General features: G+C 71.3%; 14 protein-coding genes. 6 read left to right on the forward strand and 8 right to left on the reverse strand.

The genetic code is table 11. The features are described 5' to 3' along the window. Positions 1 to 3 precede the first annotated feature (3 nt). Both ACFVN5_RS01315 and ACFVN5_RS01320 read right to left on the reverse strand, forming a co-directional pair. Positions 4 to 1,179: a glycosyltransferase family 4 protein gene (locus ACFVN5_RS01315; RefSeq protein WP_376952832.1), complete on the reverse strand. Its 1,176-nt coding sequence runs from the start codon at positions 1,177 to 1,179 to the stop codon at positions 4 to 6. Beyond that, entirely contained in the window at positions 1,176 to 2,042 is an 867-nt protein-coding gene (locus tag ACFVN5_RS01320) for a hypothetical protein (protein WP_376952833.1), read from the reverse strand. The genes ACFVN5_RS01315 and ACFVN5_RS01320 overlap by 4 nt, the downstream gene beginning before the upstream one ends. A 304-nt stretch (positions 2,043 to 2,346) precedes the next feature. Between ACFVN5_RS01320 and ACFVN5_RS01325 the strand changes: the two genes are divergently transcribed. Then, positions 2,347 to 5,145 (forward strand): immune inhibitor A domain-containing protein, encoded by a 2,799-nt coding sequence (locus tag ACFVN5_RS01325; protein ID WP_376952834.1) that lies wholly within the window; start codon positions 2,347 to 2,349, stop codon positions 5,143 to 5,145. A 184-nt stretch (positions 5,146 to 5,329) separates the two neighbouring features. Here the strand turns inward: ACFVN5_RS01325 and ACFVN5_RS01330 are convergent, their stop codons facing one another. The 5 genes from ACFVN5_RS01330 to ACFVN5_RS01350 form a co-directional block, all read right to left on the reverse strand. After that, complete coding sequence (locus tag ACFVN5_RS01330) at positions 5,330 to 5,959, reverse strand: TetR/AcrR family transcriptional regulator (protein WP_376952835.1); 630 nt, start codon at positions 5,957 to 5,959, stop codon at positions 5,330 to 5,332. Positions 5,960 to 6,023: 64 nt separating this feature from the next. Continuing rightward, positions 6,024 to 6,377 (reverse strand): putative quinol monooxygenase, encoded by a 354-nt coding sequence (locus ACFVN5_RS01335; protein ID WP_376952836.1) that lies wholly within the window; start codon positions 6,375 to 6,377, stop codon positions 6,024 to 6,026. After that, positions 6,374 to 7,180 carry an ATP-binding cassette domain-containing protein gene (locus tag ACFVN5_RS01340; protein ID WP_376952837.1) on the reverse strand — a complete coding sequence of 269 codons (807 nt, stop codon included), beginning with the start codon at positions 7,178 to 7,180 and terminating at the stop codon, positions 6,374 to 6,376. Before ACFVN5_RS01340 ends, ACFVN5_RS01335 begins: the two co-directional genes overlap by 4 nt. Next, positions 7,177 to 8,175: an ABC transporter permease gene (locus ACFVN5_RS01345; protein WP_376954279.1), complete on the reverse strand. Its 999-nt coding sequence runs from the start codon at positions 8,173 to 8,175 to the stop codon at positions 7,177 to 7,179. The genes ACFVN5_RS01340 and ACFVN5_RS01345 overlap by 4 nt, the downstream gene beginning before the upstream one ends. Positions 8,176 to 8,390: 215 nt before the next feature. Continuing rightward, entirely contained in the window at positions 8,391 to 9,491 is a 1,101-nt protein-coding gene (locus ACFVN5_RS01350; protein WP_376952838.1) for a substrate-binding domain-containing protein, read from the reverse strand. A 178-nt stretch (positions 9,492 to 9,669) separates the two neighbouring features. Here ACFVN5_RS01350 and ACFVN5_RS01355 point away from each other — a divergent pair, with 178 nt between their 5' ends. Further along, entirely contained in the window at positions 9,670 to 10,674 is a 1,005-nt protein-coding gene (locus ACFVN5_RS01355; protein ID WP_376954280.1) for a LacI family DNA-binding transcriptional regulator, read from the forward strand. 4 nt (positions 10,675 to 10,678) lie between these two features. Beyond that, on the forward strand, positions 10,679 to 11,605 hold the full coding sequence (locus ACFVN5_RS01360; RefSeq protein WP_376952839.1) for a carbohydrate kinase family protein: 927 nt from the start codon (positions 10,679 to 10,681) through the stop codon (positions 11,603 to 11,605). Positions 11,606 to 11,631: 26 nt separating this feature from the next. Here ACFVN5_RS01360 and ACFVN5_RS01365 read toward each other — a convergent pair whose 3' ends face one another. Then, positions 11,632 to 12,147, reverse strand: a complete 516-nt coding sequence (locus tag ACFVN5_RS01365; protein ID WP_376952840.1) for a GNAT family N-acetyltransferase — start codon at positions 12,145 to 12,147, stop codon at positions 11,632 to 11,634. 203 nt (positions 12,148 to 12,350) lie between these two features. On the opposite strand from ACFVN5_RS01365, the gene ACFVN5_RS01370 reads away from it, so the two are divergent. The 3 genes from ACFVN5_RS01370 to ACFVN5_RS01380 all read left to right on the forward strand — a co-directional run bounded on the left by ACFVN5_RS01370 (position 12,351) and on the right by ACFVN5_RS01380 (position 20,647). Next, a complete protein-coding gene (locus ACFVN5_RS01370) occupies positions 12,351 to 15,218 on the forward strand; it encodes a GH32 C-terminal domain-containing protein (RefSeq protein ID WP_376954281.1) in 2,868 nt (955 codons plus the stop codon). A 195-nt stretch (positions 15,219 to 15,413) separates the two neighbouring features. Next, the gene (locus ACFVN5_RS01375) at positions 15,414 to 18,017 is read left to right on the forward strand and encodes an ATP-binding protein (protein WP_376952841.1); all 2,604 of its coding nucleotides are present in this window, start codon (positions 15,414 to 15,416) and stop codon (positions 18,015 to 18,017) included. Continuing rightward, on the forward strand, positions 18,014 to 20,647 hold the full coding sequence (locus ACFVN5_RS01380) for a DUF4062 domain-containing protein (protein WP_376952842.1): 2,634 nt from the start codon (positions 18,014 to 18,016) through the stop codon (positions 20,645 to 20,647). The genes ACFVN5_RS01375 and ACFVN5_RS01380 overlap by 4 nt, the downstream gene beginning before the upstream one ends. Positions 20,648 to 20,656: the final 9 nt, after the last annotated feature.

Consider the following 20,656-nt stretch of genomic DNA (forward strand, 5'->3'; position numbering starts at 1 on the left):
GTCTCAGTTCCCGCCGTCGGCGCGGAGCCCCGCCGCCCGGACCAGCCCGTCCCAGGTCCGCTCCCACGTGAGCGATTCCGCGCGGGCTCGCGCACGGGCACCCCAGGACGCGCGCGCCCCGGGATCGCGGATGAGTCCGTCCAGCACGTCCGCGAGAGCATCGATGTCGTCGCGCGGGAACAGCAGTCCCGCGCCGTCGAGCAGCTCGGGCGTTCCCCCGGTCGCGCTGCCGACCACGGCCTGCCCGCTCGCGAGGCCTTCGAGCGTCGTGAGACCGCACGGCTCGTCCCACCGGGAGGGGGTGACGTGGATGTCGCTGCCGGCGAGCGCGCCGGGGATCCCCGCGCGCTCGAGATGCCCCGTGCGGACCACCTCGATGCCGAGGCCCTCGAGTTCGGCGACGAGCGCGGAGACCCCGTCGATGAACGGGTTGCGGCCCGAGAACCCGAAGTTGGTGTCGCCGACGAGCTGCAGCCGGAAGCGCGTCCCGCGCTCCGCGACGCGGATGCAGGCCGCGACGAGCGTGTCGGGCGCCTTCTCCACCGCGAGCCTGCCGAGGTACCCCACGGTGACGAGCGGCGACGTGCGCTCCGTGCCGAATCGATCGGCCGCAACGCCGTTGAGCGCCGCCGTGACCGTGAGCGGCGTGAGCTGGTAGACCTGCTCGACCGCGCGGGCGAGGTAGCCGCTGACCGCGACCGAGCGGATGCCGCGATCGGCGGCGAACCGGCGACGGAACCGGTCGCTCGACATCTCGAGGTTGTGGAACCAGTGCACGATCCGCACTCCGGGCAGCTTCCGGCTCAGGAAGACGGCGACCTCGGGGTCGTTGTTCACGACGACGGCCCGCGGCCGAAGCTGCTCGAGCTCCGCGAGCGCCTCGCGCGCGAACACCCACTGGTCGGGACGCGCCCAGCCGTTGAGCCGCCGGCGCGCCCGGAGGGCCTTCGCGCTCGTCGCACCGTGCTGCCGGATCGGATCCAGCAGCCGCAGGTCGGGCCAGTCGTGGGGCGCGGCATCCGCCGGACGCGTGATGACCGGGCAGTCGAACCCTTCGGCGAGTGCGACCCGACCGACCTCGAGGACGCAGGTCGCGATCGCCCCGCTCACCGTCGGCGTGAACGTCTCGCGGCTGTTGTTCACGAACGCGACGGTCCGGCGGGCGGGCGACGCGCTCACGACTCCCCCACCCACTGCCGGCGACTCGGCGGCAGCGTGGTCAGGCGGAACCGGTTGTCCAACGGCTGGAAGGGCGCGCCCAGGGTGGTGAGCAGCGGATGCCGTGTGCGCCACCGCCAGGCGCGCATGCGGGCCGGCTCGGAGTAGGTGTCGGCGTGGCCCGACCACTCCGCCTTGCGACGCATGTGCTCCTCGCTGCGCACCCAGTAGTAGTGCAGGATCCCGGACTGCGGCCGGATGACGCGCTGCACGATGGCGTCCGACGGATGCCGTGGGTCGGTGTTGTTCGCTGCGAAGTCCACCCGGAACGGGCTGATGTCGGCCTGGCGGGCGTGGCGCGGAACCGTCCCCGCCACCACGGCCACCGGACCGGGGTAGTTGCCGATGGTCCCCCAGAGTCGCGACGACATCTCGAGGAACCGGCCCGAGCGAGTGCGGGTGTAGAGGTAGCGTGACGGGTATTCGAGCCCGGTGGCGCCGCGCTCGTCGGCCTCCTCGAGGCACGAGACGAACTCGGCGAGGTCGGCGATCACCTCGTCGGTGTCGAGTTGCAGCACCCAGTCTGCGCCGTCGGATGCCGCGGCGAGCGCCTCGGTGCGCTGGAAGGTGTCGTTCTCGAGCGGGTGCTCATCGAGCCGCGCATAGTGTCCGGGGCGGAAGTCGCACTTGCCCTCGACATCGATCGTGCGGAGCCGGGACAGGCACTCCTCGACGGGGATCGGGGTGCCCGTCCACGACGTCGAATCCTGGTCGTAGGACACGACGATGCGGTCGACGACGGGATAGTAGGCCCGCACGCTCGCCTCGAGCCACCACGGATCCGCGGCCAGTACGTAGGCGTTGATCCGAATCCGTCTCCCCATCGCGCCAAGGCTATGCCCCCGCCTCCGGCGTCGCCAACGCAGGCGGTCTTGAGGACCCCTCGGCTACTGCGAATCCGTGCCTCGTTCGAGGGTGATTCGCCGGATTCATGCTCGCTCGCGCAATGGAACTGCGCAGGCTCTCCACAGATTTCGGAAGGCCCTTCCATAGGACGGTGTGGCAGTGCAGGATTCCGCTTACGTCCGTCTACCCGGCGGACGTTGTTTCGTGTCTCGAGGGTCATCCCCCGGGGCACCTGGAGGGAGAAGCATGTTCGGAAACACCACTCGCGCCCGGAGGCGTGCGGTGGCGACGATCCCCGTGCTCGCGCTCGCGGCCGCCGGTCTGGCGACCCTGGGCACGTCTACGGCCACCGCCGCGCCATCGCACATCTCGGCGCCGGTGATCGGCGACGACGAGTACTACATGAACTACGTCGCGCCGCGCGCGGAGGAGGCCTTCGGCGCCGACCAGGAAGCCGTCGCCGGGTCCATCAAGGCCGGGGCATCCGCTCAGAGCACTGAGGCGACGCAGGCCGCCATCGAGAAGGCGGACGCGCTCGACCGCAAGTTCGGCCAGGGCAACCCGGTCGCGGCCGGCGGGCTCGCGAAGCTCGAGGCGAAGTCGGTCGAGACGGGCAAGAGCCCGAAGCAGATCAAGCAGAAGCAGCTCAAGCAGTCGAAGACGACGCAGGAGGCGAAGCTGCTGACCATCCTCGTGGAGTTCGACGAGAACGCGAACGACGACTTCACGAACTCCTACGTGCCGACGGCGTTCGGCTCGACGGAGTGCAAGCCCGGATCGGTGCAGAACGGCCCGCTCCACAACAACATCCCCGACCCGGCCAGCTACGACCTCGAGGACAACAACTCGATGTGGGTGCCGGACTTCTCCTCCGAGCACTACAACAAGATGCTCTTCACCGACGAGGGCATCACGGAGCGCGTGCGCACCGACCTCACCGGTCCCGACGGCAAGCCCGGCTTCGACATCTCGGGCTACACCATGAAGAACATGTACGAGGAGATGTCGCGCAACGCCTACACGGTGCACGGCTCGGCCACCCCGTGGGTGACCGTCCCGCACTCCGAGGCGTACTACGGCGCGAGCCTCTGCTTCAAGAACGAGCAGGGCCAGTACCAGGCCGGCGCGATCCAGGACATGCAGGGCCACCCCGACAACCCGCTCGGTCCCGGCCAGCTGCCCATCGACGCGGTGGCGGCGCTCGCGAAGGCGCAGCCGAACTTCCCGTGGGCCGACTACGACATCGAGGACCAGGGCGACCGAGACGGCGACGGCAACGTGCTCGAGCCCGACGGCGTGATCGACCACGTGGTGCTCGTGCACGCCGGTGAGGACAAGTCCGGCGGCGGCGGCGCGGAGAGCACCTACGCCATCTGGGCGCACTCGTCGGCCGTGGCCGGCGGCGCCGACATCCCCGGCACGAACCTCAAGCTGTCGAACTACATCGTGCAGCCCGAGGACTCGGGCGTCGGCGTGTTCGCGCACGAGTACGGCCACGACCTCGGCCTGCCCGACCTGTACGACACGTCGAACGCGGCGAGCTCGGACGTCGACTTCTGGGACCTCATGAGCTCCGGCTCGCACTCGGGCCCGATCTTCCAGTCGATGCCGACCCACATGGGCCTCTGGGACAAGTGGGTGCTCGGCTGGGTCGACCCCGTCGAGGTGGACCCGGGCGACGCTCCCTCCACCGTCAAGGTCGGCCAGACCTCGCGCCCGAAGAAGGGCACGCAGGACGGCATCAAGGTCAACCTGCCCGACAAGGTGGTGACCCTGGCCGCGCCGCACAGCGGCGAGAAGATGTGGTACACCGGCGCCGACCAGGACTGGGCCGACCTGCGCCTTGGCCGCTCGATCTCGAACGTCCCCGCCGACGCCAAGTTCTGGATGTGGAACAACTTCGTCATCGAGTCCGACTGGGACTACGGCTTCGTCGAGGTCTCGACCAACGGCGGTGCCGATTGGACCGAGCTGAAGGTTCGCGGCGAGGACGGCACGGAGGTCTCGACGCCCGACGGCTACGCCGACCCGAACGGTCGGATGGCGGACTACGGCAACAAGAAGTACGGCCTCACGGGTGACTCGCACGGCTGGGCCCACCAGTACGTCGACCTCTCGGCCTACGCCGGCCAGAACGTCCAGCTCCGCCTGCGCCTCGCCACCGACGCGGCGTACCAGGACCGCGGCTGGTTCAGCGACGACTTCGCGCTGACCAGCGGCGCCACCACGGTGTGGAGCGACGACGTCGAGAACGGCGACAACGGCTGGACGCCCCAGGTCGCCTCGTTCACGACGACGACCGGCCCCGGCTGGCGCGTCGACACCGGCACCTCGATCAAGGCGCAGTACTACCTGGTCGAGTGGCGCAACTTCGACGGGTTCGACGAGGGCCTGAAGTACGCCTACAACTCGACGTACAGCGTCGACGCGTGGAAGGTGGAGAAGCTGGCCTACAACGCGCCCGGCGCGCTGATCTGGTACCGCGACACCACCTACGGCAGCGCGAACCAGATCACGGCCAACGAGACGGCGCTGCCCGGCTACGGCGCCAAGGGCGGCCTGCTGATCGTCGACAGCCACTTCAACCCGCTGCAGCGCACGGGCGCAGCGGCCGACGCCGACCCGTCGACGCTCAACGTGATGCCCTCGCGTGCGCAGTCGTCGAACGCGGCGTTCGGGCTCACGAAGACGCACCCCTTCCGGGAGTGCTTCACCAACGCGGCGCTCACGGAGTTCTGCACCGACATCACGGCCCTCGACCCGGTGAGCACCTTCACCGACGACCAGGGCTGGGTGCCCGGATTCGCGCTGCGCGAGTCCGACGGTGCGCTGTTCTACCGCGACCGCGACGCGTCGACCGTCGTGCCGTCGGTCGGCAACGCGCTGTACACGACGCCGCTGTACGACCTGCAGGGCAACCGCCTGCCGGCCTACGACGGCCTCGACATCGGACTCGGGCCGTTCGGCTCGGGCAACCCGGCGGACTCGGGTGTCGGCTACGGCACCGTCATCCAGGTCAAGAAGTCCATGGACGACAACCGCGCCGCCCTGATCAGCGTCACCCCGCCGAGCGCGGAGTGAGCTGACCGGATGCACCGGCGAGGCGTCGGCCCTTCGGGGTCGGCGCCTCGCCGCGTTTCCGGTCGTCGAGTAGCGCCGCCGCAGGCGACGCGTATCGAGACGCGAACCCGTATCGGACGGGGAGCGAGGATCTCGATACGCGTCCGGCTACGCCGGGCGCTACTCGATCGCCGGCAGGGGGTCCTCAGGCGGCGCGGCGGCCGAACCCGTCGAGCAGCCGGTCGAGCCCCCACGCGAAGCCGTCGCCCGGGGCATCCGTCGTCGCCTCGGTGAGCGGGAACGCGGCGGCATCCGACCACAGGGTCTCGGAGACCGAATCGTCGGGCGTCTCGCGGCCCGCCCGCTCCGCGGCCTCGAGTGCGGCGACGCCGAGCACGTAGGCGCGCACGGCGACAGCGGCGCGAGCGGCCTCGGCGTGCGGCATCCCGTCGCCGGCGAAGCCCGAGATGAGCGCCTCGTTGAGGCCGAGCGCGTGCTTGCCGTCGAGCGGTCCGCTCGTGACGAGCACGAGCGATCCCGAGTGCTCGGCCAGCCGGTCGAGCAGGGCCGCGGCGAGCGCGTGCACCCGGTCGCGCCAGGCGACATCGGCGTCGGATGCCGCGGCGAGGTCGATCGTCGACAGGAGCTGCTCGACCATCGCGCGCAGCAGCGCGTTCTTCGACGGGAAGTACGTGTACATCGCGGTGGGCGTGAGCCCGAGCGAGGCGGCGACGCCGCGCACCGACACGGCCGCCATGCCCTTCTGCTCGAGGAGCTCGAACGCGGCGTCGACGATGTCGGCCTGGCTGATGCTGCGCCGGGGTCCGGGTCTCATGGTGCTCCTCGGGGTCCTCCCCACCGTACCCGCTCGGGTCGGACCCCGAGGTCGCGACGACTGGTCAGGAGAGCGGCGCGATGAACGTGAGGATGGACCCGTCTTCGACGATCAGCGGTCCGAGCGCCGCATTGAACTCGGCGCCGTACGGCGCGGCGAGGTGTTCGGCGAACGCCGCCTCGTCGCGATACGCCTCGAGCACCGTGAAGGCCGCGCCGGCTCGCTCGGGTCCGGCCGTCACCGCTGCGCCGGCGGGCGGAAGAGTCGCCCGGTACGGCTCGAAGGCGAGGCATCCGGGTTCCTCGCGCACCTTCGCGGTGAGGGCGAGGAGGAGCCCGGCGACCTCCTCCTCGCTCCCGGGCCGCGCTGTGAACCGTGCGATGAGCTCGACGCGGTCCTCCTCGCTCGACCAGCTCATGCGCGCGCCGCACCCGTCATGATCGCGACGGCGTCGGTCATCGAGTGGGTCTGCGGCGTGATCGTCGCCGCGCGCTTGCCGAGCCGCTGCACGTGGATGCGATCGGCCACGTCGAACACGTGCGGCATGTTGTGCGAGATGAGGATCACGGGGATCCCGCGGTCGCGCAGGTTCCGGATGAGCTCGAGCACCTGGTTGGACTCGCGCACGCCGAGCGCGGCCGTGGGCTCGTCGAGCACCACGACCTTCGAGCCGAAGGCGGCGGCGCGGGCGACCGCGACGGCCTGGCGTTGCCCGCCCGACAGGTTCTCGACGGGGACCGTCACGTCCTGCAGCGTCGAGATGCCGAGCGTGGTCAGCTCGGCCTTCGCCTTGTGCCGCATCCCCTTCTGGTCGACCATGCGGAAGACCGAGCCGAGCAGCCCCTTCCTGCGCTCCTCCCGACCGAGGAAGAGGTTCGACGCCACGTCGAGCGCCGGCGACACCGCGAGGTTCTGGTAGACCGTCTCGATCCCGGCGGCCCGCGCGTCCTGCGGGCGCTTGAAGTGCACCTGCCGGCCGTCGAGGAAGATCTCGCCCTCGTCGGGCACCTCGGCGCCCGTCAGGCACTTGATCAGCGTCGACTTGCCCGCGCCGTTGTCGCCGATCACGGCGAGCACCTCGCCCGGGTACAGCTCGAGGCTGACCCCGTCGAGGCCGACGACGCGGCCGAACGTCTTGACGAGCCGGCGGGCGCGGAGGATGGGGGTGCGGCTCTCGCCGGGCGCGGCGCCCGCGGCATCCGCTGCGATGGTGTCGGTCATTTGCGTACCTTTCGGATCCACTGGTCGACGGAGACGGCGACGATGATGAGCACGCCCACCGCGAAGGTCTGCCAGAGCACGTCGAGCCCGGCGAGCGAGAGGCCGTTGCGGAAGACGCCGACGATGAGCGCGCCGAGGAGGGTGCCCCACACCGTGCCACGGCCGCCGAAGAGGCTCGTGCCACCGATGACGACGGCGGTGATGGAGTCGAGATTGAGGTCGACGCCGGCGTTCGGCGAGGCGGCGTTGGTGCGGCCGATCTGGATCCACGCGCCGATCGCGAGGATGGCTCCAGCGGCGAGGTAGACGCTCAGGAGCACGCGGTTCACCCGGATGCCCGCGAGCCGCGCCGACTCGGGGTCGTCGCCCACGGCGTAGACATGGCGACCCCACGCGGTCTTGGCCAGGATGAAGGCGACCACCACGTAGAGGAGCAGCATCATCACCACGCCGACCGTGAAGTTCACGCCCAGCACGTTGAAGGTCGCACCCGTCCAGGTGAGCAGCTCGGGCATCTCGGCGCCGCGCACGGTGGCACCGCCCGAGTAGAGCAGCGTCAGCGCGACGAAGATGTTGAGCGTGCCGAGCGTCACGATGAACGGCGGCAGCTTCAGCCTCGTGACGAGGAAGCCGTTGAGGGCGCCGGCGCCGAGTCCGACGACGAGGCCCAGGAAGAGGCCGAGCACCGCGGGCAGGCCCAGCTGCGCGGTGGTCTGCGCCATCACCATCGAGCTCAGCACCATGACCGCGCCGACCGAGAGGTCGATGCCCGCGGTGAGGATGATGAGCGTCTGGGCGATCGCGAGCGTGCCGACCACCGCGACCTGCTGCGTGATGAGCGACAGGTTCGCCGGGTTGAGGAAGCGATCGTTGAGCAGGCCGAACACGATCACGGCGAGCACCAGCACGATGGCCGGGCTGAGGGCCGGGTAGCGGTGCAGCGTGCTGCGGATGCGGCTGAGGGGGGTTGTGCGGTCGAGGAACTCCTCGGCCAGGTCGAGCGCCGACGTCGGCGGCTCGCCCTGCGGAGTGCTGCCGGATGCCGCCGGCTCGGTCGTGTGCTGACTCACGTGATTACTCCCGTTGTGTGTGGAAAGGCGGTGAAGTGAGGCGGCGCGGGTCGGGCGGGGAGTCGACGGATGCCGCGGGGCTGCGCCCGCACGCGACATCCGCCACCGACCCGTACCGCCTCACGGTCGGGTGCCGGGACTCAGCCCCAGCAGATCTCGCCGCCCTCGGCGGTGTCGATCGATTCGACGCCGTCCTGCGGGTCGTCGGTGACGAGGGCGACACCCGTGTTGTAGAAGTCGAGGCCCTCGCTGACCTCGGGCGCCTTGCCGGTCTCCACCAGGTCGTGGATCGCCTGCACGCCGAGCTCCGCCATCTTCACCGGGTACTGCTGGCTGGTGGCGCCGATGATGCCGTCCTTCACGGCGTCGATGCCGGCGCAGCCGCCGTCGACCGAGACGACGATGAGCCCGTCGGTCTTGCCGGCGGCCTTGAACGCCTCGTACGCACCGTAGGCGGCCGGCTCGTTGATCGTGTACACGACGTTGATGTCGGGGTTCTTCGACAGCAGCGTCTCGGCCGCGGTGCGCCCGCCGTCCTCGGCGCCCTGCGAGGCCTCGTTGCCGACGATCTCGTAGTCGCCGCCGCTGTAGGTACCGGTGGGTGCCTCGTCGCCGTTCGCCTCGGCGTCGGCGGTGTCGATGCCCATGCCGTCGAGGAAGCCCTGGTCGCGGTTGTAGTCGACCGTGACGACCTTGTCGTCGAACAGGTCGATCAGCGCGATCGTCGCCTTCTCGCCGCCGAGCTTCGCCGCCGTCCACTCGCCGATCTCCTGGCCGGCCTGGAAGTTGTCGGTGGCGAACGTGATGTCCACCGACTCGGGGTCGGTGGGCGGCGTGTCGAGCGCGATCACGTACAGGCCGGCGTCGCGGGCCTTCACGAGCGCGTCCTCCACGGCGGGGCCGTTGGGGGTGATGAGGATGCCCGCGTCGCCCTTCGAGATCGCGTTCTCGATCGCCTGGATCTGCGTGTCCTCGTCGCCGTCCTCCTTGCCCGCCGCCATGGTGAGCTCGACGCCGAGGTCTTCGGCAGCCGCCTCCGCGCCCTCCTGCATCGCGATGAAGAACGGGTTGGTGGTGGTCTTGACGATGAGCGAGACGCCGATGGTCTCGTCGCCTCCGGCATCGGTCGAGCCGGCGGATCCGCCTGAGGCGCATCCGGTGAAGGCGAGTGCGGCGGCCGCGGCGAGCGAGCCGGCCATGATCATGCGGCGACGGAACGCCGCAGGTGCTGTGCGATTCATCGGTGAATCTCCTCCGGGTGTTGGGGCGACCGTTGTCACCCTGACAACGATGTCACGTTAGGTCTAATCCATGCCCGTGTGTATAGTCAAGTCGAACTTGCCAATTGGAGATCAGATCGTGACATCGTTGTCAGATGCGCCGCCCTCGGACGCCGGGAACCCGCGCTCCCGCCCGACCATGCGGCACGTCGCCGCGCTCGCCGGCGTGGGCGTCAAGACCGTCTCGCGCGTGATCAACGGTGAGCCGAACGTGTCCGCCGCCACGATCGCGAAGGTCACCGCGGCCGCGCGCACCCTCGACTACCAGCCCGACCTGCACGCCGGGAACCTGCGACGGGCCGACGGGCGCACCCGAACGCTCGGCCTGCTGGTCGGCAGCGTCGACAACCCGTTCGCCGGCGCCGTGCACCGCGCCGTCGAGGATGCCGCGCTCGAGCACGGCGTGGCGGTCTTCGCGTCGAGCCTCGACGACGATCCCGACCGCGAGCAGGAGGCGGTCAATGCGTTCCTGCGCAGGCGCGTGGACGGCCTCATCCTCACCACCGTCTCCGAGAGCCAGGCCTACCTCGCGCCAGAGCTGCGCCGCGGCACCCCGGTCGTGTTCGTCGACCGGGAGCCCGCCGGCATCACGTCCGATGCCGTCGTCAGTGACAACGCCGAGGGTGCGGCGCTCGCCATCCGCCACCTGCTCGAGCGGGGTCACCGGCGCCTCGCCTACCTCGGCGACCGGCACGTGATCCAGACGGCGCGGGAGCGCCGCCGCGGCTTCCTCGAGGAGCTCGGCCACGCCGGCGTCGCGACCCGCGACGTGCCCGTCGTAGAAGGACTCCACGACGAGGAGTCCGCTCGCGCGGCGACGATCGCGTTGTTCGACTCCCCGACGCCGCCCACCGCGATCTTCAGCGCCCAGAACCTCGTCACGATCGGCGTCATCCGCGCACTGCGCGAACTCGGCCGGCACCACGACACCGCGCTCGTCGGCTTCGACGACGTGCCGCTCGGCGACCTGCTCGAGCCCGGCGTCACCGTGGTCGCGCAGGACCCGCAGGCGATCGGGCGGATCGCGGCCGAGCGGGTGTTCGCCCGGCTCGACGGCGACCACTCCCCGGCGTCGCGTACGATCGTGCCGACCCGACTGATCGAGCGCGGCTCGGGCGAGCTCCCGCCGCGCCAGGAAGGCTGATCGTATGACCGACCCGACACCTTCGCCCAGGCGGGTCGCCGTCGTCGGCGACGCGCTCATCGACGAGCTCCGCGACGAGCACGGCTCCCGCGAGTTCGTCGGTGGCGCCGCCCTCAACGTGGCGGTCGGCCTCGCCCTGCTCGGAGAGGACGTGACGCTCGTGGCGATGCTCGGCGACGACGAGCCCGCCGAGCGCATCCGTGCCTACCTGCACGACTACGGCGTGCGGCTGGTCGAGAGCCCGTCGCCCTTCGGCACCTCCCGAGCCGTCTCGGACCGCAGCGAGGGCGGCGAGCCGCGCTACGAGTTCAACGAGGCGGCGAAGCGTCGTGCCCTGCGCTTCGACGACGCCACCCGTGCCGCGCTCGACGAGGCCGACCTCGTGGTCGTGAGCTGCTACCCGTTCGACGACGACGGGGAGGTCGCGTCGCTCGTCGCGGCGATCGAGCGTCCGGGCGAGCGGCTCATCGTCGACGGCAACCCGCGGTCGGGCATGATGGCGGACCGCGAGCGGTTCCTTGCGAACTTCGAGGACTTCGCGGCACGGTCGCTGCTGGTGAAGGTCGGCGACGAGGACGCCGACCTCCTCCTCGGCGACACGCTCGATGCGTTCGTGGAGCGCCTCCGCGGAGCCGACCGCGGCCGCGCGGTCCTCGCAACCGCAGGCCGGCACGGCGCGACCGTGCACGCCGGCGACGACGTCGTGCACGCCGACATCGTGGCGCTGCCCGGTGCGGTCATCGACACCATGGGCGCCGGCGACGCGACGCTGTCGGCGATCGTGCACCACATCGCGACGCAGGGCGTGCCGCAGAAGGCGGATGCCTGGGCTGCGACCCTGGGCGAGGCGATGACGATCGCCGCCGCCACGGTGCGCCACGAGGGGGCGCTGCTGCGCGTGCCGAACCACGAGACCGTCTATCCCAGCTGAGCGCGGCGCGTCGGAAGCGGCATCCGTCAGCGCACGAAGCGCACCTCGGTGACCTGCCAGAGGTCGTCGAACTGGTCGGCGCCGTCGAGCGCGAACCCGTTGCGCCGGTAGAACGCGTGGGCGCGCGGGTTGTCGTCGAGCGCCCACAGGTAGGCGGGCCGGTCGCCGATCGCGGCGTCGAGGAGCGCCTGGCCGACTCCCGTGCCGTGGTGCTCCTCGAGCACGTAGATCCCCTCGAGTTGCAGCTCGCGCGGGGCATCCGTCTCGTGCCCGAGGCTCGTGTTCGCCCAGCCGACGATCGCGCCGCCGACCTCGGCCACCCAGATCTCCATGCGGTGGAAGCCTTCGGGCACCGGGTACACGTCGTTGGCGATCGCCAGGTTGGCGGTCCACGACGAGATGCGGATGCGCATCGTCCACGCCTCGACCCGGTCGCGCGCGACCCGCCCGGGCAGCACGTAGGTCGTCTGGTGGCTGTCCCAGTGCACGCGCGCGATGCCCGGGGCATCCGCGACCTGCGCCCGGCGGATGACCGCGTCCATGCGTCGAGGCTACGGCACCGGTGCCCCTTGCAATGTCCGGCGGACACTGCGTAGCATCGCGCCCGTTGACTGACAACGATGTCACGGGAGACACGTGACTCGCGCGATGAAGGGCGAAGCAGACGATGACCACGAAATCACGATGGCGCGCGACGGTCGCGGCGGCGGCCGTTGCCGTGCTCGCGATGGGCGTTGCGGGTACCATGCCCGCCATGGCCGACGACGGACCTGATCCGGCGAGCGAGCAGTACCGGCCGTACCTGCACTTCTCGCCGGAGCGGAACTGGATGAACGATCCGAACGGCCTCGTGTACGACGACGGCACGTGGCACCTGTTCTTCCAGCACAACCCCTCCGGCACCCGCTGGGGCAACATGAGCTGGGGCCACGCGACGAGCACCGACCTCGTGCACTGGGAGGAGCAGCCGATCGCGATCCGGCAGGGGTTCGACGACGAGGGCCGCGCGGTCGAGGACATCTTCTCGGGCTCCGTCGTGGTCGACGAGCAGAACACGAGCGGCTTCGGCACAGCGGAGAACCCGCCGATGGTCGCGATCTACACGAGCGCCTACACGCCCGCACATCCGACGCTCGCGGGGAAGCAGGCGCAGTCCCTCGCCTACAGCACCGATGGCGGCACCACGTGGACGAAGTACGCCGGCAACCCTGTCCTCGATCGAGGGTCAGCGAACTTCCGCGACCCGAAGGTGTTCCGCTACACGAACCCCGCGACGGGCGAGTCGTACTGGGTCATGGTCGCGGTCGAGGCGCTGCAGTACCAGGTCGTGCTCTACCGTAGCGACGACCTGAAGACGTGGACTCACCTCAGCGACTTCGGCCCGGCCAACGCGACGGGCGGCATCTGGGAGTGCCCCGACCTGTTCCCCCTCGCGGTCGACGGTGACCCGGCGAACACCAAGTGGGTGCTCGTGGTGAACCTCAACCCGGGATCGGTCGCCGGGGGCTCGGGCGGCCAGTACTTCGTCGGCGACTTCGACGGCACGACGTTCACGTCCGAGAGCACGGTGGCGGACGACGCGCTGCCGGCCGGCGACGTCTTCGCCGGCTTCGACGACGGCACGTACGGTGGCTGGTCCGTCGCCAACGAGCCGGGCAACCGGCTGAACGGCCCGTGGACGGATGCCCCGGCGGCCGGCACGCTCGCCGGCCAGAACCCGGTCTCGGGCTTCGTCGGCGCCGGTCTCGTCAACGGCTTCACCGACGGCGACTGGCCGGTCGGCTCGATGGAATCGGCCACGTTCACGATCGGACGGCCGTACCTGAACCTGCTCGTCGGCGGCGGCAACCATCCGCACGTCGACGGCACGCAGCTCGGCAACGAGGCCCCAGCCGGTCGACTGCTCTTCGACGGCTTCGAACTGCCCGACGGCACCACCCTCGCCGATGCGGGGTGGGCGATCACGGGCGACTTCGCGACCGAGCCGTGGCGCAACCCGTCGACCGCCGGCGGCGACTACTACCTGGGGCGGAAGCGCGTGAACACGTGGGAGGGCGGCCCGAAGGGCGACGACAACCTCGGCGACCTCACGTCACCGTCGTTCACGATCCGGTCCGGTGAGGACCACCTGAGCTTCCTCGTCGGCGGCGGCAAGCGGTTCAACGGCACGCTCGAGGTGCGGCTCCTGGTCGACGGCGAGGTCGTGCGCACGGCCACCGGCCCCGAGGCGGGCCAGCTCAACTGGCAGTCGTGGGATGTGTCGGAGTTCGCCGGCCGCGATGCCCGCTTCCAGGTGCACGACGACGCGACCGGCGGCTGGGGGCACCTCACGGTCGACCACCTGGTGCTCGGCGCCGAGCCCGCGCAGGCGCGTTCCGAGGAGACCAGCGTGAGCCTCGTCGTCGACGGCGAGGTCGTGCGAACGGCGACCGGGCGCAACAGCGAGAACCTCGACTGGGTGAGCTGGGACGTCGTGGAGTACGCCGGGCGCGAGGCATCCGTGCGCATCGTCGACAACAACCGGTTCGGCTGGGGTCACGTGCTCGTCGACCAGGTGATGTTCGCGGATGCCCCGGCCGCACCGCGCATCGAGGGCTACGACTGGCTCGACTGGGGCCGCGACTACTACGCCACGGTGTCGTTCGCGAACGCGCCCGACGGCCGCCGCGTCATGCTCGGCTGGATGAACGACTGGGACTACGCGAACGACATCCCGACGGGCACGTGGCGGAGCGCCATGGCCCTGCCCCGCGACGTCTCGCTCGTGACCACGTCGAAGGGGCCGCGACTCGCACAGCACGTCGTGCCCGAGTTCGCGCAGCTCGAGCAGCGCGACCTGGCCTGGTCGGATGTCGCGCGGCCGATCGCGCCGGGCTCGGAGACGCTGCCCGTGACGGGCGACGTGGTGCGCATCGACGCCGTGCTCCGGCCGGGCGACGCGGACGCGGTGGGGATCAGCGTGCTCGGCGACGACGCCGCCGCAACGCGCATCGGGTACGACGCGGCATCCGGTCGCCTGTTCGTCGACCGTCGCGACTCGGGATCGACTGCGTTCCACCCGTCGTTCGCCTCGCTCGACGACGCCCCGGTGCCGCTCGTCGACGGCCGGATCGCGATCACCGCGTTCGTGGATCGCGCCTCGGTGGAGGTGTTCACCGCCGACGGACGCACGACGATCACCGACCAGGCGTTCCCGAACGCCGGCGCGGACGCGATCGGGCTCTGGGCCGAGGGTGCTGGCGCCTCGGTCGAATCGCTCACCGTGACGCCGCTGCACGGGGCGATGTACCGGGAGGCCGGGATCGACGGCGCGAAGGCGGCGCCACCCGCCGCCGAGGTCACCGCGCTCACCGGACCGAGGCGCGGGCCCGACGCCGACGGCGACTACGTCATCAAGGTGAAGGTCGGCAAGGGTGCCGCGCCCACGACCGTGGTGCGGCTCGTCGAGCACGGCTCGGTCATCGGCCGGGTGTACCGCTCGGCGTCCTCGGATCGGGTCGTCGCGTTCCCGATCACGGACGCAGTGCCGGGCGAGCACCGGTACACGGTCGAGCTGGAGAACTCGGCCGGCACCACCGACGGGGGGACCCTCGTCGTGCGCGTCGCCGGCTGAGCCACGCGGGCGGGGTGCGCGCTGCTGACCGTCGCACCCCGCTCGCAGTGGTCTCGCGTGCAAGGCCGTGTGACCACCCACCGGCCCGTGCGCGACATCCCCAGCTCGGGTGGTGGACGACGGCCCCGGCGCGCCCCACAATGTGTGAATGGGGCGCCGAGGCGGATGCACCCCGGTGAGGCCGAGGGTCTCGCCATGAGCGGCAGCGCGCCCGAAGCCCAGATCCGCACGCCCGACCAGCGGCTGCGGGTCTTCGTGAGCTCGACGCTGAAGGAGCTGGAGCCCGAGCGCAGGGTCGCACGGACCGCGATCGAGCGGCTGCGGCTCGCGCCGGTGATGTTCGAGCTCGGCGCGCGGCCGCACCCGCCGCAGCAGCTCTACCGCGCGTACCTCGAGCAGAGCGATGTCTTCGTGGGCATCTACTGGCAGCACTACGGCTGGATCGCGCCCGACGAGGAGATCTCGGGTCTCGAGGACGAGTACCGGCTCGCGCCGCGCGACATGCCGAAGCTCATCTACATCAAGCAGCCGGCCGAGCGCGATGAGCGCCTCGCGGAGCTCCTCGGCCGGATCCGCGACGACGACACCGCGTCGTACACGCCGTTCTCGACCGTCGAGGAGCTCGCCGACCTCGTGGAGGCCGACCTCGCGACCCTCCTCGCCGAGCGCTTCGACGCGTCGCGCGGGCCCGTCGCCGCGCACGAGCCGCTCGAGGCCGTCGACGCCGCGGAGCACCTGCCGGTGCCGTACACCGACGCCGTCGGCCGCGAGCAGGACGTCGCGACCCTGCTCGACTGGCTCACCGACGACGCCCGCCGAATCATCACGCTTGTCGGACCCGGCGGCATCGGCAAGAGCCGACTCGCGATCGAGGTCGCGCGCAGCGCGGGCGACCCGTTCGACCGCGTGACCTTCGTGCTGCTCGAGCACCTCCGCGAGCCGAGCGACGTCGTTCCCGCGATCGCGCGCGAGCTCGGCGTGCGCGACACCTCCGACCGGCCGCTGAGCGAGCAGCTCGGCGTCGCCCGCGCGGGTCGCCGCGACCTCATCGTGCTCGACAGCTTCGAACAGGTGCTCGGCGCCGCGCCCGAGGTGGTGCAGCTCCTCAACGACCTGCCCGACGCGTCGTTCCTCGTCACGAGCCGCGCGCGGCTCCGTGTCCGCGGCGAGCGCGTCTTCGACGTGGCGCCGCTGGTCGTGCCGCCCGATCCGATGCGCGCGTCGTTCGAGGCGATCCGGGATGCCTCGGCGGTCCGGCTGTTCGTCGACCGCGCCCGCGCGGCGGATCCGCGGTTCGAGCTCACACCCGACAACGCCGAGGGCATCGCGCGGATCTGCCGGGCGCTCGAGGGCGTCCCCCTCGCGATCGAGCTCGCCGCCGCCCGCATCCGTGCGCTCACGCCCTCGGCGATGCTCGGCCGCCTCGACCGGATGCTGCCGCTCCTCGTCACGGGCGCGCGCGACATCCCCGAGCGGCAGCGCACGATCGAGGCGACCGTCGCCTGGAGCCTCGACCTGCTCAGCGACGAGGCGCAGCGGCTCTTCGCGCGGCTCGGCGTGTTCGCGGGCGACTTCAGCCTCGACGCGATCGAGGCGGTGACGCGGGGCGAGGTCTGGGCCGAGGACCTCCTCGGCACGCTGCTCGAACTCGTCGACGGCAGTCTCGTGCGCCAGCACGACGACCACGGCGTGCCCCTGTTCTCGATGCTGGTGCCGGTGCGCGAGATCGCCGCCGGGCGGTTCGAACGCGAGCCGGGCGCCACGAAGGCGCGACGGGCCTTCGGCGACCACTACCTCCGGCTGGCGGCCGAGATCGGGCCGCAGCTGCAGGGCTCCGCACAGGCCGGCGGCCTCGCGCGCATCGAGGCCGAGCGCGACAACCTGCGTGCGGCGGCGCACTACCTCATCGGGATCGGCGCGGTCGACCAGGTCGCCGACGCGGTGTGGCGGCTCTTCCTCTACTGGTGGATCCGCAGCCAGCTGCCCGAGGCGAAGGTGTGGATGGACGAGATCCTCGCGACGGGCGCCCCGCTGCGCACGCGCACCCGGGCCATCGCGCTCGGGCTCTCGTCGTGGGTCTCGCTGTCGCAGCCGGGGTCGAAGGTCGACCTCGGCCCGATCGAGTGGAGCGTCGCGCTGTTCCACTCCGTGAGCGATGCGGTCGGCGAGGGTTGCGCACTCACGGTGCTGAGCATCGCCTCGACGAAGCTGTCGCCGCCCGACCTCGAGCGGGCCGAGAAGCTCCAGCGCCGGGCGCTCGAGCTCGTCACCGAGGCCGAGCAGCCCGTGTTCGAGGCGATGTTCCGCCTCAACCTGGGCGCCCTCACCACCCTGCGCGGCGACCCCGAGGGGGCGATCGAGCTCTTCGACACGGTGCTCGACGACGCACGGCGCATGGGCGACGTGTTCGTCGAGAGCCTCGCGCTCGCGAACGGCGGCTGGGCGCGCCTCGGTCACGGCGAGCCCCGCCCCGACCTCTTCGCCCGGCACCTCGACCTGTCGCTGCAGCTCGGGAACGAGGACGGCGTGGGCTTCGCGCTCGAGGGGCTCGCCGCCTGCGCGGCGGCGGTCGGCGAGATCGAGCGCGCCGGCCTGCTCCTCGGTGCGAGCGAGACCGTGCGCCTGCGCACCGGCCTCGTCGACCAGCGACCCGACCTCACCTACCGGCCGATCGTCGACCGGGTCCTCGCGTCCGATCGAGCCGACGAGTTCGAGTCGGCACGTGCGCGCGGTCGACGGATGCCGCGGCGCGCGGTGCTCGACCTCGTGCTCGATCCGGCGGAGACGGTGGTGCCGTGACCGACGGGGGCTCCGGGCCGCGGATCCGCACGCCCGACCAGCGCCTGCGCGTGTTCGTCAGTTCCACGCTCAAGGAGCTCGAGCCCGAGCGCCGGGCCGCGCGTGCCGCGATCGAGCGGCTGAAGCTCGCGCCCGTGATGTTCGAGCTCGGCGCGCGTCCGCATCCGCCACGCCAGCTGTATCGCGCGTACCTCGAGCAGAGCGACGTGTTCGTCGCCGTGTACTGGCAGGAGTACGGGTGGGTCGCACCGGGCGAGGAGATCTCGGGACTCGAGGACGAGTGGCGCCTCGCGCCCCGCGACATGCCCCGACTCATCTACGTGAAGCACGCACACGACCGCGAACAACGCCTCAACGCCCTCCTCACCCGCATCCGCGACGACGACCGCGCCTCCTACAAGCCCTTCACGGACGCCGCCGAACTCGCCGAACTCGTCGAAGCCGACCTCGCGACCCTCCTCGCCGAACGCTTCGACGCCTCACGCGCACCCGCAACCGTCGCACCGACCTCCGAGACCGCACCGGTCGGCCGCGTCCCCGTGCCCTTCTCCGATGCCGTCGGCCGCGAGCACGAGCTCGCGACGCTGCTCGGCTGGATCGGCCGGGACGCGCAGCGCCTCGTCACCCTCGTCGGACCCGGCGGCATCGGCAAGAGCCGGCTCGCGATCGAGGTGGCCCGCAACGCCGATGCCCGCTTCGACCGGGTGACGTTCGTGGCGCTCGCCCAGGTGCGCGACCCCGGTGAGCTGCTTCCCGCGATCGCACGGGAGCTCGGCGTCCGCGACACGGACGACCGCCCCATCAGCGAGCAGCTCGGCGTCGCGCGGGCGGGGCGGCGCGACCTCATCGTGCTCGACAACTTCGAGCAGATCATCGACGCCGCCACCGATGTCGTGTCGTTGCTCCCCGACCTTCCGGGCGCGACGTTCATCGTGACGAGCCGGGAGCGGCTGCGGGTGCGAGGCGAGCAGGTCTTCGATGTCGAACCCCTCGGCCTGCCGCCCGACCCCGACGAGGCCGGCGTCCACGACGTCCTCGAGGCGGCGGCGGTGCGGCTGTTCCGGGATCGCGCGAACGCCGCGGATCCGAGGTTCGCGGTGACCGACGACAACGCCGCGGACGTCGTCCGCATCTGCCGCGCGCTCGAGGGCGTGCCCCTGGCGATCGAGCTCGCAGCCGCCCGCATCCGGGCCCTCACGCCCACGGCCATGCTCGGCAGGCTCGACCGGGTGCTGCCGCTGCTCGTCACCGCGGCGAGGGACCTGCCCGAGCGCCAGCGCACGATCCGAGCGACGATCGAGTGGAGCATCGACCTGCTCGGGGCCGATGCGCGGATGCTGTTCGATCGGCTCGGCGTGTTCACCGGCGCCTTCAGCCTCGATGCGGTCGAGGCCGTAACGGCCGGTGAGCCGTGGGCCGCCGACCTGCTCGGCACGCTGCTCGAGCTCATCGACGGCAGCCTCCTACGACAGCACGACCACCACGGCCTGCCGCTCTACTCGATGCTCGTGCCCGTGCGTGAGCTCGCGACCGCGCGCTTCGAGCTCGACCCGGATGCCGCCGCGGTACGACGCACGCACGCCGAGTACTACGTCCGCCTGGCCGCCGAGACCGAAATGCTCCTTCGCGGCGCGATGCAGTCCACCGCGCTCGATCGGCTGGAGGCGGAACGCGACGACCTCCGCGCCGGATGCCGGCACCTGATCGCGGTCGGCGAGGTCGACGTCGTCGCCGACGTGGTGTGGCGCCTGTTCCTGTACTGGTGGGTCCGCAGCCTGCTGCCGGAGGTGAAGGCGTGGATGGAGGCCGTGCTCGAATCCGGCCGGCCGCTCTCACCCCGGACGAGGGCGATCGCGCTCGCGTTCTCGTCATGGGTCGCCCTCTGGCAGCCCGATTCCGAGATCAGGACCGAGCGTATCGACGAGGCCGTCGCGCTCTTCCGCGCGGTGGGCGACGAGTTCAGCGTCGGGTTGGCCCTCGCCATCGCGTCGCTCTCCTACACGTCGGCCATGCCCGCCGACCTCGACCGTGCGGAGGAGCGGCAGCGCTCGGCGCTCGCGCTGGATGCGGTTCGACACGATGCGACCTTCCACTCGCTGTTCGAGAGCGTGCTCGGGCGCATCCTGCACCTCCGTGGCGACTCCGCCGGAGCCGTCGAGTGCTACGAGCGAGCGCGGGAGCTCGCGGGGCGCGCGGGCGATGAGTTCGCCGAGCGCATCGCGCTCAATCAGATCGGCTGGTCGCGCATCGCGGCCGGCGAGCCGCAACCCGAGCTGTTCCGGCGCGCCTTGGAGCTCTCGATGCGACTGCGCAATGAGGATGGCGATGCGTACGCGCTCGAAGGGCTGGCCGGCTCGGCCGCCGTCGTCGGCGACTTCCAGCGCGCCGGCTTCCTGTTCGGCGCGGCCGAAGCGTTGCGCGCGCGCACCGGCCTCCACGAGCAACGCTCGTACAGCACGTACCAGCCGTTCATCGATGCCATGCTCGCCACCGATCGAGCCGCCGAGTTCGAGGCCGCGCGGGTCGTGGGTCGCCGGATGCCGCGTCGGACCGTGCTCGAGATCGCGCTCGACCGTGAGCCGGTGTCGGCCGACTCGGAAATCCCGCGGCCGTCGGAGGCGTCGTCGTGACGACGGAGG

It is taken from the genome of Agromyces sp. NPDC057865 (assembly GCF_042796995.1).
Lineage (GTDB): Bacteria > Actinomycetota > Actinomycetes > Actinomycetales > Microbacteriaceae > Agromyces.

Excerpts from the sequence above, each read along its gene's own strand:
- ACFVN5_RS01320 (WP_376952833.1), bottom strand. The coding sequence starts at position 2,042 with ATGGGGAGACGGATTCGGATCAACGCCTACGTACTGGCCGCGGATCCG.
- ACFVN5_RS01330 (WP_376952835.1), bottom strand. The coding sequence starts at position 5,959 with ATGAGACCCGGACCCCGGCGCAGCATCAGCCAGGCCGACATCGTCGAC.
- ACFVN5_RS01335 (WP_376952836.1), bottom strand. The coding sequence starts at position 6,377 with ATGAGCTGGTCGAGCGAGGAGGACCGCGTCGAGCTCATCGCACGGTTC.
- ACFVN5_RS01340 (WP_376952837.1), bottom strand. The coding sequence starts at position 7,180 with ATGACCGACACCATCGCAGCGGATGCCGCGGGCGCCGCGCCCGGCGAG.
- ACFVN5_RS01350 (WP_376952838.1), bottom strand. The coding sequence starts at position 9,491 with ATGAATCGCACAGCACCTGCGGCGTTCCGTCGCCGCATGATCATGGCC.
- ACFVN5_RS01355 (WP_376954280.1), top strand. The coding sequence starts at position 9,670 with ATGCGGCACGTCGCCGCGCTCGCCGGCGTGGGCGTCAAGACCGTCTCG.
- ACFVN5_RS01360 (WP_376952839.1), top strand. The coding sequence starts at position 10,679 with ATGACCGACCCGACACCTTCGCCCAGGCGGGTCGCCGTCGTCGGCGAC.
- ACFVN5_RS01365 (WP_376952840.1), bottom strand. The coding sequence starts at position 12,147 with ATGGACGCGGTCATCCGCCGGGCGCAGGTCGCGGATGCCCCGGGCATC.
- ACFVN5_RS01370 (WP_376954281.1), top strand. The coding sequence starts at position 12,351 with ATGCCCGCCATGGCCGACGACGGACCTGATCCGGCGAGCGAGCAGTAC.
- ACFVN5_RS01375 (WP_376952841.1), top strand. The coding sequence starts at position 15,414 with ATGAGCGGCAGCGCGCCCGAAGCCCAGATCCGCACGCCCGACCAGCGG.